We start from the raw sequence: 13810 nt of genomic DNA, 5'->3' as shown, positions 1-13810 counted from the left end.
AGCGAAATGTTTGAAGTCGCGGTTAGCCCTGCTGTCAACGAGGACGAGGCGGCCCTTGCCAGCCCGTTCGTCAAATGCCTCGTGCGGTTGATCCGTGCTCAAGATTCCCACGGGTCGTGGGACGGCAAAGCGGACGCCGAGTTGCTGGCCGACTTCATCGTCAGCAAGGAACAGCGCCGTACGATTCCAATAATCGGCGATCCCGACCCGGACGTGCTGTGGAGGCTCGACAAGTTTTACACTGCCGTCGCCCTTGCGATCGAAGAGCGCTCCGGCCTGATGGCATCGCCGATGATCGAAATGAGCCATGAGGGCTTCGGGCGCGTGCTTTTCACCGCCGGGCGTCTGGTCGTTCTGTCCAAGACCCTGCGCGACGTGCATCGGTTCGGCTTCGAGACCCTCCGCAAGCTCGCCGAGGCCGGCACGAAACTGGTCGGGGACGCAATCGCAGCCATCGAAACCTACCCCGAGGTAGCACGCGCGTGATGGAAGCAGGCGTCGATGGCCACCTTACGCCGCCGACCCGGTCCGGGCCGATGGGGCTCTTGGGATAGTGCCGATGAAGCCGCTGGTGCTGATCTGTTCGGACGATGCGGAGTTCTATCTGATGTATAGCCACGTTCTGGAGGCGGACGGCTTCGCCAGTGAGCCGGCAGGCTGCGTGAAGGATGCATTTGCATTGGCCGACCAGCGGGACTTCAAGGCTGTGGTGCTGGACTGCGGGCCAGCGAGCATAACCGGGTCTGCAATCTGCGCCCGGCTCAAGGGGGAGCCGCGGACCGCCGACCTGCCCATCATTGCCCTGATCGCGCCGGGCGCGGCGAACCAGCACCTCGATCTCCTGAAGGCTGGCATTGACGAGAGCTTTGTGCGGCCGATCGCCCCGGCCAAGCTGCTCGACTGTCTACGCGCGAGGCTGGCGCTGACCAAGCGGGGTGCAAATGGTCTTGAAAATGGCGGTTGGCTCTCCTGTGGCGGCCTCGAGATAAAGCTCGACGCCCACCGGGTTCGCGGTAACGGCCACGACATCCACCTCGGACCCATCGAGTTCAACGTGCTGCGGCTTATGATTGAAGCTCCCGGGAAGGTCTTCAGCCGGGACGAACTTATCGGCGCGGCCTGGCCGCCCAACATCCATGTCGGTGCACGCACCGTCGATGTGCATATCAGTCGCATCAGAAAAGCCCTGAAAACGGCTTCGCCCGGCAGCGTCATTCGCACCGTCAGGTCGGCTGGCTATTCGCTCGAGAAGCCGGACGACTGAATTAAGTGCTGGGTGTGGTGCCACTCCCCTCCCGCGCGCGGTGAGCCGGTCCTGCGGCCTGAAACGCCCCTAAATGAATACTCAGGAGAAGCAGGCAAATGGCTTTTAAAAGCGTACTCTGTGCGACCGGCGCTGACAATTCCGATCAGGACGTCAGAACTGCCGCCGGCTTGTGTGCCGAAGTCGGCGCGCACCTTTCCGTACTGGTTATACCGCCTCCGATGCTCCTTATGTCGTATCCGTCGATCGGAGATGGTGTCCCCGAGTGGCCTGGAGGACGTGGACAGGCAATTGCCAGATTGAATGACCGGTTTCGACAAATCGATCGATTTACACAGGACGTGGCCAGAATGGAAAGACGCTCCAAAGATATCCAGAGACTGCTGAGAGCTATGTCGCTCGCCTATCACGTTGATACCGACTATTGCGTTCCGGCAAGCCTCGGCGAAGTGGCACGACAGCGGGCGCTCTGCGCCGACCTCACGATCATCGGACCGTGTCTCCTCAATGACGAGAATCTCGGACCTCCTGTTGTCAACGGCTGCTTGTTCGATACGGGAAGGCCGGTGCTCGTTGTGCCGAAGGGCACTGAGGCGACCTTGTGGCCACGGCGCGTCCTGGTCGGTTGGGATTCGCGAGTCGAGGCGTCCCGTGCGGTTCGGGAAGCGCTGGGTGTCTTATGCGCTGCTGAGGAAGTTCGTGTTGCCCTGGTCGATCCGAAGGCGAACTATAACGGTAACGGCGCGGAGCCTGGAGCCGACATCGCTGCCTATCTCACTCGGCACGGTGCTCGGGTGTCGGTTGATCTGTTGCCAAGTGCCGGCAAACCGGCGGCCACGGTGCTTGCGCAGCACGCAATCGAGACGTCTGCCGACATGATAGTCATGGGCGCTTATGGCAGCCGTCGGCTGCGTGAGCGGCTCTTTGGCGGCGTGACGAGATGGATCTTTGAGAAGCCGACATTGCCGCTGTTTTTGGCTCGCTGACTGGTTGCGGAGCCGCACCGATGCTGTTCGAAGCTCTACGGTGATGCGTGGATTCATACCGTAGATGCGCTCCATCGAAACAATCGAGTTTACGGAGAGTAACGAACATGAAAAAGCTTTGCTCAGGAGACGACGCCCACCGGAAATCTCTCCGGTCATGCGCAAGGCGGAAGGTGGAACGGAGTCCTCCCAATTCTGATGCCCAGGGTACACCACGCAATTTAATCGCTTGCTTTCCTGGCGCAATCCTGCGGAAACGAGCCTGACGATTGTGCTCGCGAACGCGAGACGCTTTCCGTCCTTTGTCGAGGCTGCCTTCAGGCGTGTCGAGAGGGAGATCGTCTGGAAGGGGAAGGCATTGACGAGGTAGGCCGCCGCGAACACAGGAGTAACCAGGCGCTGATCCGGATAGAAGCGGCTATTTCGGTCCCGGCCGAGGTGGACCTGCCGATTGGCGAGGCCTGCTAAGGCGGCCACCAAGCACGGTTGGAAGCCAAAGACGACTTTTGATGAGCTCGTCTAATGGTCGAGATCGATTGTCACGCTTCGGGATCACGCTCGTTTAAAGGGAAAGATAATGATCTCGCTGGAGGGCAAACGCGTCTGGTCTCCGGCCACGGCCGGCATGGTTGGGGTGCGCAGGGGTGCGCCGCTGTCCGGCGCGCCCGAGGCAAAGGCCCTACGTGGCTTGCCGTTGTAAAACCAGCTCGCCGGATAGCCGGACACTACGCTGGCGTTGTCAACGGAGTTCGGGTCAAAACCGTCTCTGTAGAACCCCACCGTATGAAAGATGAAGGTATCTCGTTCGATATCGACGAGAGCGATGATGTGCGGCTTCCACCCGAACCTCGGGTCGAAGCCGCTCATCTGATCCTGGAGCCGTGAGTCAACGCCCGCGGTCAGATAATCCTTGCTGCTTCCAGCGTAGAGAACATCTGCGCCCGATCCGCAGAGCTTGTCATTGTCCCTCCTGAAAATGCGCGGTTCGTCGCGGCCATTGTCACCGGAGAGTTCGTCCCATGCCTTCTCGCCGCAGGATCCGTGATCGCTTTCCCGGGTCAAAGATTCGCCTCCGCAATCGGCGATCCGGTCGATGCCACTAGAACCTAAGCTAACATCGTGATGCTCGTTGCCGAAGGCTTCGGAAGCTGGTTGACCGCTGAGAAACCGTTTCAGCTGTAGGATGAGCTTTTTTATTTCAATTCTCACAGATGCAGCCCACCACGCGACGAAGCGCCTCCATATATCGCTCGTCGAGTCATCGCTCTAATCGATTGCCATTATGCTCTCATTTGCACGATGAATGTTCCCACGTGCATTTCGCCTGCCGCAGTGCGCATGGCACTGCGGCAGCCCCACTGGGTCGCCAATCATCTGAACATTCGAGATGCCAAACCGCCGACCGTGTGGTGGTCACGTATCTCGGCCGCATCGTCGAGCAGGGCACCACAGACCAGATATTGTCGCTGCCCTACCACCCCTATACCGATGCACTTTTGTCGGCGATCCCGATTGCCGACACCTGTGTCGTCAAGAAACACATCGTGCTCGAAGCGACATTTCCTCGGCGATGGATCCGCCGAGCGGCTGTCCCTTCCAGATGCGCTGTCCGCGCAAGCATCTGGTTCCCAGAGAAATTTGTGAGCGCGAGGTTCCGCCCATCCGAAAGCTGCCCGGTAGCCATAATATCAAGTGCCACCTACCGGACGACGCGGTCTTCGCAGTGATGGAGCCGGTCATCAAACTCAAGCCTTAGCCCGACGAGGAGGCGGGGGTGACAGAGGCGGCATCGGGATACCGGACCTTTCCAGATCCCCGTCACGATCGCCCGCCGCGGGCCTATCGGGGGCGCGACTTCTAATGATGGCTGGGCGTCCTCGGCAAGTGGGACGCCGAGACCCCGGACCCGGCACCGAACACGTCACGGTCGCGGTGAGCGGCGCGCGCGGCGGCGAGACGATCGACTTCGGTCGTCTGGCCGCGCAGGGGCTTACGCTCCTCGGTATGACAAGCAAGTATCAGGACGGCGTGATGAGGGCCGGCCAAGGCACCACCGTGGCGTCTCGAGCCAGCCCGGCTCTATGCCTCGGTTTACCTTGGCAGTCGCAAAGAGGGTCCAGCTTCTTCTGGGGCGCCTGGCATGATGCCAAAAACGTGGCCGACCATATTTCGAGCAGTGAAAATATCTGGCCTACCATGCTGCCGCGAAGGGCCAGCCGTGGATGGCTGACCTGATGCTGCCCGGCCTGCGGTGTGGAAGGGGCACTGCCGCGAGCATCCATCTGCCCGCATCGTCGGTTATCCGACAATGTCGGGTTCCGGACGAGCTGGAATTCGAGAACTCATTGGTTGGGCAGACTTCTTTTCCGGCACGCTTCATGCATGGGAGTTTTCGAACGCATTTGTGAGACATCATCCCATGGCAGCCCCTCGAAGAACGAGCCGCGCCCGTTTGAAAAGGCCAAATCCGGCATGGGCCTCGGCATCGTTCTGGCCCTGCTGAAAGCGCATGATGGCACGATCCGCCTGATTGACTCCGAGCGCGGCACGCGCTTCGGGATCATCCTACTGGCTGTATAGATTGGAGCACGATCTTTTCCGAAACCGGCTTCGGGATCATGCTTTAGAACTGGAGAAGCGAAAAGTGCGCTACGACGTCGTCATCATCGGTGGAGCCATCGTCGGCTCCTCGATCGCCTATTATCTGCGCGAGGAAGGCTTTTCGGGCTCGATCGCGCTGGTCGAGCGCGACCCGCAATTCGCCCATGCGGCGACGACGCTGTCCTGCGCTTCGATCCGCCAACAGTTTTCGATTCCCGAAAACATCCGCCTGTCGCAGTTCACGCTGAAACTGTTCCGGCGGCTGACGGAAGAATTCGGGGCCGACGCCGATATCGGCTTTCGCGAAGGTGGCTACCTCATCCTTGCCGGCGAGAACGGGTTGCCGATCCTCAAGGCCAACCACCAGACGCAGTTGGCCGAGGGCGCCGACATCGTGCTTGAGGATGCGGAGGCGCTCGTCCGCCGATTTCCGTGGCTGTCGGCCGAGGGCATCACCGCCGGTGCCTATGGCCGCACGGGCGAGGGCTGGTTCGACGCGCATGCGATGCTGATGCTGTTCCGCAAGGCGCTGCGCGACAAAAAGATCGATTTCATCACCGCTGATGTGACCGGCATCGAACGGCAGGGCGACCGTGTCACCAGCGTCAGCCTGCATAATGGCGAGCGGCTCGAGGCCGGCATCGTTGTCAACGCCGCCGGGCCGAATGCCGGCAAGATTTCCGCAATGGCCGGGCTGGTGCTGCCGGTGGAACCGCGCAAGCGCAACGTCTTCATCTTCGAGGCGCGCGAGAAATATGACGACATGCCGATGCTGGTCGATCCCTCAGGCATCTATGTCCGACCCGAAGGCTCGGTCTACATCACCGGCGGGGCCGAACCGGAAGAGGGCGACGGCCCCGCCGACCCCAACGATTTCGAGCCCGACTGGCCGCTGTTCGAAGAGGTGATCTGGCCGGTGCTGGCGACCCGCATTCCCGCCTTCGAAGCCATCAAGCCGACGCGCGCCTGGGCCGGTCATTATGATTACAACACGCTCGATCAGAACGCGGTGATCGGCCCGCATCCGCAAGTGGAAAATTTTCTCTTCGCCAATGGTTTTTCCGGCCACGGCCTGCAGCAGGCGCCGGCGGTCGGCAAGGCGCTGACCGAGCTGATCGTGCATGGCGGCTACCGCACGGTGGACTGCTCGGCGTTTGGGTACAGCCGTGTCGCTGAAGGGCGGGCATTCAGGGAATTGAACGTGATCTAACGCTGGCGGGACAGCGCCCCCCTCTGGCCTACCGGCCATCTCCCCGCAAGGGGCCGCAAGGGGGAGATCGGCAGCTTCACTGGCGGCTCCAAACTTCAGCCTTGGAGATTGGCGAAAGCAGCGATGACGGCCAATCTCCCCCCACACGGGGGCAGGGCTATCGCATTGACCGTCGATGTCATGAAGCCAAAGACACCATGCTGGACGTTATGCATAACCAGACGAGTGGGAGTCATAACGAATGATTTTACCGGAACTGCGCTCCGCTATCCCAGCCGGCAGAGTTTTGGAGATAACGACGACCACAGGATGCATCGTGGGATGTTCATATTGTCCGCAGGACAAGTTCGCTGACCGGCAAAGAAAAGTATCTGATACGAAGCATCTTAGTCTTGGAGATTTCAAGCGCTGTCTGGCGCGCGTACCAACCTCCGTCGACATTAGTTTTGCCGGGTATTCTGAGCCATGGCTCAATCCGGATTGCACCGAAATGGTCGAGCACGCGTCCGCCAAAGGCCATGGCATCAGGATTTTCACGACGCTTGTGGGAATGAAGGGGCGGGATCTACAACGCTTGCAGGCGCTGCGGTTGGGGGTATTCGTGGTTCATGTTTTTGATGATGGCGCCCACATGAATAGCCGCCTTGTTGGAGACAAGTATCGCGATTTGGTTGGTCAACTCGTCGACGCCGACATCCCATCAATTCGATTCGTGGTTTTGGGCGAGGCCCATCCCGATATGGCCGACATTATCCCTGCCGAAGCCCTAGTTCGCGCGCGACCGGTGAGCAGCAGGGGTGGAAGCGTAGATCCTAAGATTGTAGAACCACGGCAGCCAGTCGTCGGAGCGCTGATATGCGTGGATGAACGACAGTATCGGAATGTTCTCCTTCCAAACGGCGAGGTTACTCTCTGCTCCATGGACTTTGAGCGGCGTCACGTACTGGGCAACCTTCTATGCGACGAATTCGGCGATCTCTTTAAAAGCCCAGTTTTTTGCGAAATCGTCGATCGCATGAACGGAGCGGATGGTTTTCTGCTCTGTAGGATGTGTGAATTTGCCGATCCAAACGACCGGGTGCTGACTGGGTGCCGGCCGACCGCCTGAGAGAGGCGGGCCGGCGAATGCTGCTTTGGACTGCAAATGCCCGGCGAAATCATTGCGTTTTTCGCGTCACGCGAGCGTGACCCCGTACGCGCGGGAGTCGGCCTCGATCATGTACGAGGCGAGCTCATCGAAAGTAGTCGTCGGCTTCCAATCGAGCTTGATGGCCGCCTTGGAGGCATCACCGATCAGCAGGTCAACCTCGATTGGACCGAAAGAACGTTTGTCTATTTGGATCAGCGCCTGGTTATTCCTGCGTTCGCGGCCCAACTCGTCAACACCTTCGCCTTCCCAGAATATCTCCGTCCCGACCCGCCTGGAGGCAGCCTCGACAAAGCTGCGGACGAATGCGTCTCACTGGTCGCGAGCACCGTCAGGCTCGTGGTGCTGCAGGATGGGGCACACGGCCTCGACATAGCTGTGTGACCGTCTTTAGCTGGATTCTGCGTCTCAAATCCGGATCTCGCCTCCATCTTCCGCAAGAGGGAGAGACCTCCTGGGACTCCGGGCTTCCGAAGGCGCCTTTTCAGATTCCCGCCTCGAGAAGTGGCAAGAGCCTTCTTCCGCGCCACAGTCCATGAACCTGGGTTGCTGGCCGTCCTAAGAGAAAATTCCGATGCGGAGCTGCCCTATTAGCTACCGGCTCCTGGCAAGAGGACGGCGACGCGGCAAATCGGCCACCGGCGCAAGGTTTCCCCCTCATTGTCGGACCCGACAGGACCACAAACCCGCTAACCGTTGTTTCATGAAAGTTTCCTTCTGGCACGTTTGATGCAGTGGATCTTCCGAACACATCAGCGGATGCCCTCCTATGAGCAGGCTCAGGGAAAAATGCTGTCGCCGCATTCGAGATCGCGCCCTCGCTGACAGCCAAGTCGGTCAAAGGTCGGCGAATCATGATGGAGGCGGGCGACTTCGCCCGATTAAAACATGGAATAACGTTGGAAAGCAGCTCGCCGACCGAGACGCAATCATGGAAGCGGCGGGCATATTTCGCCGCACGCCCCACCAAGTCGTGGACATGAGTGTCGATCTCATCACTTGGCCGGGATCCATGTGGCTTCATGCCCGACCTATGAAAGCGGGGATAAAATCTAGCAAATCCAGTGGCACCGAAGGCGAGAATGCCCGCGTGGAGACTGAAGCCGATGGCCAGAGCCGATATTCCTCTAACATCGCCTAATTGGGAAGCACCTAGAGGAGCAAGACAAGTGGAGCTCTCTTGCATTGGAGTGGGAGCTGGGCCGTCTAATTTGAGCCTTGCGTGCCAGATGCACGAGCAAATTGGGCAAGGGGCACTGTTCTTGGATCGGCAAGTCGGCTTCCGCTGGCACCCAGGCAGCGCATTCGATTCCTCGGAGCTCCAGGTCAGCCACTTCAAGGATTTGGTCACGCTGGTGAACCCGCGATCAGCCTACACTTTCGTGAACTACCTGCATGAGAACGGGCGTCTGTACCACTTCCTGAATGCACAGTTCGAAACCATGCTCAGAGCTGAGTTCGAGCAATACCTGAACTGGGCCTTCTACAGGAACCCGCTTGTCCGCGGCGGCGAGACGGTGCGCGAAATCCGCTTTGACGGCGAGTTTCGTGTTCGCACCGATAACGCGGTTCTCGGCGCCAGAAACGTCGTGGTCGGCATTGGCAAGCAGGCGCATATTCCGCCTCAGTTTCAGGGCTGGACTGGACGCAACCTGTTCCACTCATCTGAATTACTGCACATTAATCCTGATGTGCACAAAAAGCATGTCTGCGTGGTCGGCGGGGGACAGTCCGGAGCCGAGGTGCTGTTGCACCTTGTCGGTCTGCCGAGAGAACGGCGGCCTCGATCGATCACTTGGGTTTCGCAGCGCGAAAACTACCTGCCCATCGACAACAGCCCGTTCACAAACGAGTTGTTCATGCCCTGCTTTTCGGATCGTTTCGCGGCAATGAGCGAGTCGCAGCGCAAGCGGTTCCTGCGGCGCTTCGCGCTTGCTTCGGATGGCATTTCGGAAAGCACGTTGCGCGCGATCTATCAGGCGCTATACCGCCACGCATTTCTAGAGCCAAACCAATGCGAAATCACACTGCGGCCGGGCTGCACTGTCTCGCACTGCATCAACGCCGGCGCGGGCCACAGACTCACCCTGCGGCATGGCATGGAGGAGGTCGAAGAAGTCACGGCCGACATTGTCATCCTGGCCACCGGTTACGAGAACGCGGTGCCAGGCTTCTTGGAACCGATGGCGGACCGGCTGGAAAAGATTGACAATGAATTGGCAATTCGCGAAGATTTTTCGGTGTTCTGGGACGGACCGCGTGACAGCCGCATCTTCGTACACAACGCGAGCGTCGGGCAGGGCGGGCTGGCTGATCCGAATCTAACTCTGCTGGCCTGGCGAGCGCGTCGCATCCTTGATAGCCTTCTGGAAAGTGCGCCGCGCGTCAATCCCGAGCCTCCTGACATCTGCCCTACCTCCGTCGAGAGCTGTTCCGACGCCGTCGCAGAAGAAATGGGCAGCGGGATATGACCCGCAGATTCCTCATCATCGGCGGCGGCATTTAAGGATCCGAAGGCTTCTCCCAAGTCATCCTGACTGAACCGGCGCACTGCATAAATTCTGCGAGGCTGCATTTGCCCTACGGCCGTAAAGATCGTGTTACGTCGCTCACTCCGAATTGGGCAGTGGCCTTGACGCCCCGCCCGTTGCGATGCGTGTCGTGGCTGCGTGGGGTGAGGCAAGTGATTGGGGCTACTTCAAGGAAACCCGGACCCCGGCTCGGGGCGCTTACCGTACCTGCGGGAGCAGAGGCGAATACCTGAACTGCGTACCACATACCAGAAACCTTCCAAGCTCGCTCACGAAAAATATGGGACGTGCATGCGGTGTCCGACGTCTAGGCAAACACTTACGCAGCACCCGCGGCAGCTCGAACTCGATGGCCTAGCCCCTCACGACCCGGCGCTAAAACAAGAGGTCAGCCATGAGCCGGCCGGCAGGCAGTCGCACGCGCGAGCCAGCCGTGGGGTTACCAGCTCTTCGAGCCGGGCGCCGAAGTGCTGCTGCTCCACTAGGCGAGGCCAATCTTACCGTCGGCAATACGGCGAAGTCTTCGCTGTCCTAAAGTCCTAAAGCGCCTGACGCATGAGTGATGCGTGTCCAAAAGCTTACAGCCGGCTGAAAACATGTCGGGTTCGAAACAACCGCCGTGTTGGGCCTGTTGGACTTTTGAAGCCAATAAAGCATTTGCTGCGCGCCAGGCGTGCTGGCACGGCCCTTGCTAGTTGAGGTGCGGCGATGGTGGGTGAGCTGACCCGCATGAGAACAAGCAACACGAGTAATGGGCTCAGGTGTGTTCCGTTCCTGAGGTGGTAGAGCCAGATTGCTCATAGACGCCACAAGGTGTGGGAAAAGCTTTGGAGAGTAACATGGTGTTGCGGATTGAATCCCCCGCTCCTCCGATCAAAGTCAACGGCTGGCTGCGTGGCAAGCCCCTCACGAACTTTCAACCGGCAAGGTGTACCTTGTTGAGTTTTGGGCGACTGGATGCGGACCTTGTGTGGCGGCGATGCCCCATCTGATGCAGCTACAGGAAAAATATCAAACCAGCGGATTTGAGGTCGTCGGAGTCGCAGCTAGCGAAGAGGGCCCGACCGCGGAGGGGACGCGGACGAGCTTGGACGCTTGGTTGATTCAGAGGTTCCCCAATCTAAATTATCGGATCGCGTTCGATTACACAGGCGAAATGAACAGGCTTTGGATGAAGGCGAGTTCTTCTCTCGGGATTCCTGCCTCGTTCCTGGTGGATCGCGACGGCCGCATCGCATTCATCGGACACCCGGCGGAACTCGATGACGTTTTACCCAAAGTTATGGACGGCAGCTGGCGCGGCAGCGATGAAGCGAAAGCCGCCGATAAGGGGCGGATCGATAGGAACAAACGCACTGCGCGCGAGCTGGCGCTGACCGAACCGACTTACGCCAAGCTCCAGCCGGCGCTGCAGGCGGAGAATTGGAAGGCGGCTCTCTCTGCTGTCGAAAAAAACCTCGCCTTGGTGCCAGACAATTACGGGTTCCGGCATACTCAGGCGGATCTTCTGCTTCACAAGCTGCGCGACATCGAGACCGGCTTGCCAGATCTGCGCCAATTGGTCGAGGACGCTATCGACAAGAAGTTTGAGGCCGTGTCCTGGATGGTAATGGCCCTGAAACAACTCTTCAATCCCTCAACGAACAACTCCCATCTTCCCCATGCTGAGCGATTCGCAATGGGCAAGGAGCTGTCTGAACAGATATTGGCACTGAGTTCCCCACAAAGCGACGGCCCCCTTAAATTCGTTTGGTACGTTCCGGTCGCTCAGTACCACTATGAGTGTGGCAACAAGATCCGCGCGACCGAACTGATCGGCGTCGCGCTGAAATCGCTGGATTTTCCGGAGCCAATGCCGGACCACATCAAACAGTACTACCTTACCCCCTTGCTCAAAGCCTTGGCCAACTACACAGGTGAGAACGCCTGTTCCGCGGATCTTTGCGTGGTTCCGCAAAATAAGGCTCCGGAAAGTCAAAGCGCAGCCGCCTGATGAGCAAAGATTACAAAGGAACAACACCTGTAATTGAACCCTCAATCCCCAGTTTTCTGCGGCGGCGCGCCCGCAGGAAGTATGCCCAGGCAGCAGAGGGGGGATCGTTTGCTGCAAGTAAAGGGTCAAGACATTAGTGACCAACAAGCGAATACGGCGCGGAAGAGAAGTTCGAGCCGAATTTGGCATGTCTTGGAAGGCATCACAGTCCAGGACGTGTTCGAGATCGGCCACGAAGACGTCAATTGCGTGGAATGGGGCCTCCCACGCCAGCCGCCGGTTGCGCAGGTGTGCCCGACCCGGCGTACCCGAAAGCAGAAATCCTCGGTTGCGGAACGAGGACTGGAATTGAGGAAACGAAATCTCTCACGGAGCGCCTGGCCTGCCGTCAACAAGGACGGCGAGCGTCTTGCCCCTGTTTGACCAATGCCTCCTACGGCTTATCCGATGCTAAATCGGGGACCGAGCTTTTGGCGGCATTACCGTTACCAAGGAACTGCGGCGGAAGATCCAATCATGTGCGATCCGGATCGGGACGTGATGGAGGCTCTACGTTTTCACCGCAGCATGGTTTGCTCAGGCCTGATGAAGTGCCCGCAAGGTGAAAGTTTCTGGGCTTCGGGCGCGTGCTTTTCGCGGGCAGCCAGTTGCTCGTTCTGTCGAGGCGTCCGCCGGTTGTGCTTCGAGACTTTCCGGAACTGCGGATTCCGGAACCAAACTGGTCGATGACGCGACTGCAGCTATGCCTATTGCCATGTCGTGCGAGCGTGAAAAGACCGATTTTCAAGGAAGGATTATGTCAAACTTGGATGAGATTGTGAAAAAGGTCCGAAAGCTTCAACTGCGCGCAGCAATTGCTAAGACGAACTTGCGCGACCTTGCCGAGGGTCTTCCAGTTAAATGGACTGAGATAGAGGAAGTGGCCGAGAAAGCGCACGCCGTTTATGCGGAGTTGCATGGTGCCAGGAGAGAGCTCGCGAAAATGAAGAATTTACAATGAAGGGCGAATTCATCACCCGCGACGGCTCCAGATGGGTGCCGAAATATCTGATGACTATAGATGGCAAGATCTGCATCGGCTGCGGGCGCTGTTTCAAGGTCTGCTCGCGGGAGGTTATGCACCTTTACGGCGTAGATGACGCGGGTGAGATCCTCGGCGCCTGCGACGACGGTGACGACGACTTCGATGGTGAGCTCAATCGGATGATCATGGTGGTGGACTATGCTGGCCGATGTATTGGCTGCGGGGCCTGCGGCCGTGTCTGCCCAAAGAACTGCCAGACTCATGTCGCGGCCGACCAGATCTCGGCCTGAGCTGCATGATTGACGAGAGAAATCAGGAGAACGCCATTGCGTTTAATCATCTTTTGTCGGCTCCTCGGGATGGTCCTGTGCGGCAACGCTGTGACGGTTTACTTTGCGTCGGATTCCATCCGTCTGGCCGTCTTCACGACGCTGGCCTTTTGGCTGGTTCTCCAGGTGGCCTATTTTGCAAACCTTCTATTTCTAACCTGGCGGTCCAGCGGCGTTCGCGGCGAGCAAAGGGCTGAGCTTTTCGTTGGCTCCCAGAAAGTTCAATTCCGGTCATCAGACAGTGATGAGGTGAGGAATGAATCTTCAGATGTGCGCCAGCGCAATCTAATGCTCGGCATGGCAATGCTCCTCCCTTGAGGCGCCGTGACAAGTTAAAGCACGGTTCCTATAACTTCGGGGCAACCAGTATGAGGTGATCATCGCGTGCGACAATCGGATGCGACCGCGTTCTGGTGATGACCGGCATCGAAGCAGGTTTCGCTCCATAGCCATCGTTCGGAGCACAACAGCGCCCGGGTGCTTCGTCTCGACCGCGAACGAGGCGCCGGATTAGCATTAACAGCGGCCTCTTTTGGAAACATCCGAACGTGCCGGCTCACAGTCAAACGCGTCTCTTAGGAGCGCTCGTGCACCGCTAGTTTCCGGGCAATCACGTACCACTGGAGAAAATATGCTGAAACGGTTCGCACGCTACCCGCTCACCTTCGGACCCACGCCCGTCGAGAAGCTCGACCGGCTCGGCAAGCATCTGGGCGGCAAGGTGG

The 13810-nt window shown here is 58.8% G+C and carries 13 protein-coding genes and 2 pseudogenes; 14 read left to right on the top strand and 1 reads right to left on the bottom strand.

Translation table 11 applies throughout. From position 1 onward, the window contains the following. The first annotated feature begins 6 nt into the window (after positions 1–6). From AC0L2M_RS18810 to AC0L2M_RS18800, 3 genes are all read left to right on the top strand, one after another. A complete protein-coding gene (locus AC0L2M_RS18810) occupies positions 7–486 on the top strand; it encodes a NifX-associated nitrogen fixation protein (RefSeq protein WP_473511887.1) in 480 nt (159 codons plus the stop codon). 73 nt (positions 487–559) lie between these two features. Next, positions 560–1264 carry a response regulator transcription factor gene (locus tag AC0L2M_RS18805; protein ID WP_473535558.1) on the top strand — a complete coding sequence of 235 codons (705 nt, stop codon included), beginning with the start codon at positions 560–562 and terminating at the stop codon, positions 1262–1264. Positions 1265–1362: 98 nt separating this feature from the next. Continuing rightward, positions 1363–2250, top strand: a complete 888-nt coding sequence (locus tag AC0L2M_RS18800; protein ID WP_473535557.1) for a universal stress protein — start codon at positions 1363–1365, stop codon at positions 2248–2250. 552 nt (positions 2251–2802) lie between these two features. Here AC0L2M_RS18800 and AC0L2M_RS18795 read toward each other — a convergent pair. Then, entirely contained in the window at positions 2803–3459 is a 657-nt protein-coding gene (locus AC0L2M_RS18795) for a hypothetical protein (RefSeq protein WP_473535556.1), read from the bottom strand. A gap of 188 nt (positions 3460–3647) precedes the next feature. On the opposite strand from AC0L2M_RS18795, the pseudogene AC0L2M_RS18790 reads away from it, so the two are divergent. The 11 genes and pseudogenes from AC0L2M_RS18790 to AC0L2M_RS18740 form a co-directional block, all read left to right on the top strand. Continuing rightward, a pseudogene (locus tag AC0L2M_RS18790) lies at positions 3648–4006 on the top strand (oligopeptide/dipeptide ABC transporter ATP-binding protein); the annotation flags it as partial. Positions 4007–4069: 63 nt separating this feature from the next. Continuing rightward, positions 4070–4658, top strand: a pseudogene (locus AC0L2M_RS18785) (hypothetical protein); the annotation flags it as partial. Beyond that, a complete protein-coding gene (locus tag AC0L2M_RS18780; protein WP_473535679.1) occupies positions 4633–4830 on the top strand; it encodes a hypothetical protein in 198 nt (65 codons plus the stop codon). The pseudogene AC0L2M_RS18785 and the gene AC0L2M_RS18780, both read left to right, overlap by 26 nt. 64 nt (positions 4831–4894) lie before the next feature. Beyond that, entirely contained in the window at positions 4895–6061 is a 1167-nt protein-coding gene (locus AC0L2M_RS18775) for an NAD(P)/FAD-dependent oxidoreductase (RefSeq protein ID WP_473535555.1), read from the top strand. Between the two features lie 241 nt (positions 6062–6302). Next, positions 6303–7169: a radical SAM/SPASM domain-containing protein gene (locus tag AC0L2M_RS18770; protein WP_473535554.1), complete on the top strand. Its 867-nt coding sequence runs from the start codon at positions 6303–6305 to the stop codon at positions 7167–7169. Between the two features lie 36 nt (positions 7170–7205). Further along, a complete protein-coding gene (locus AC0L2M_RS18765) occupies positions 7206–7592 on the top strand; it encodes a hypothetical protein (protein ID WP_473535553.1) in 387 nt (128 codons plus the stop codon). 845 nt (positions 7593–8437) lie between these two features. Further along, positions 8438–9679 carry a lysine N(6)-hydroxylase/L-ornithine N(5)-oxygenase family protein gene (locus AC0L2M_RS18760; RefSeq protein WP_473535552.1) on the top strand — a complete coding sequence of 414 codons (1242 nt, stop codon included), beginning with the start codon at positions 8438–8440 and terminating at the stop codon, positions 9677–9679. A 1039-nt stretch (positions 9680–10718) separates the two neighbouring features. Then, entirely contained in the window at positions 10719–11732 is a 1014-nt protein-coding gene (locus AC0L2M_RS18755; RefSeq protein WP_473535666.1) for a TlpA disulfide reductase family protein, read from the top strand. A gap of 601 nt (positions 11733–12333) precedes the next feature. Continuing rightward, positions 12334–12732: a CCE_0567 family metalloprotein gene (locus tag AC0L2M_RS18750; protein ID WP_473535551.1), complete on the top strand. Its 399-nt coding sequence runs from the start codon at positions 12334–12336 to the stop codon at positions 12730–12732. Then, on the top strand, positions 12729–13046 hold the full coding sequence (gene fdxB / locus AC0L2M_RS18745; protein ID WP_473535550.1) for a ferredoxin III, nif-specific: 318 nt from the start codon (positions 12729–12731) through the stop codon (positions 13044–13046). Before AC0L2M_RS18750 ends, fdxB begins: the two co-directional genes overlap by 4 nt. A 36-nt stretch (positions 13047–13082) precedes the next feature. Continuing rightward, entirely contained in the window at positions 13083–13403 is a 321-nt protein-coding gene (locus AC0L2M_RS18740; protein ID WP_473535549.1) for an exopolysaccharide production repressor protein, read from the top strand. Positions 13404–13810 lie beyond the last annotated feature (407 nt).

The organism is Mesorhizobium sp. WSM4806 (assembly GCF_055811635.1).
Note: the sequence above shows the minus strand (reverse complement) of the source record. Positions and strands in the feature narration are given on the sequence as shown.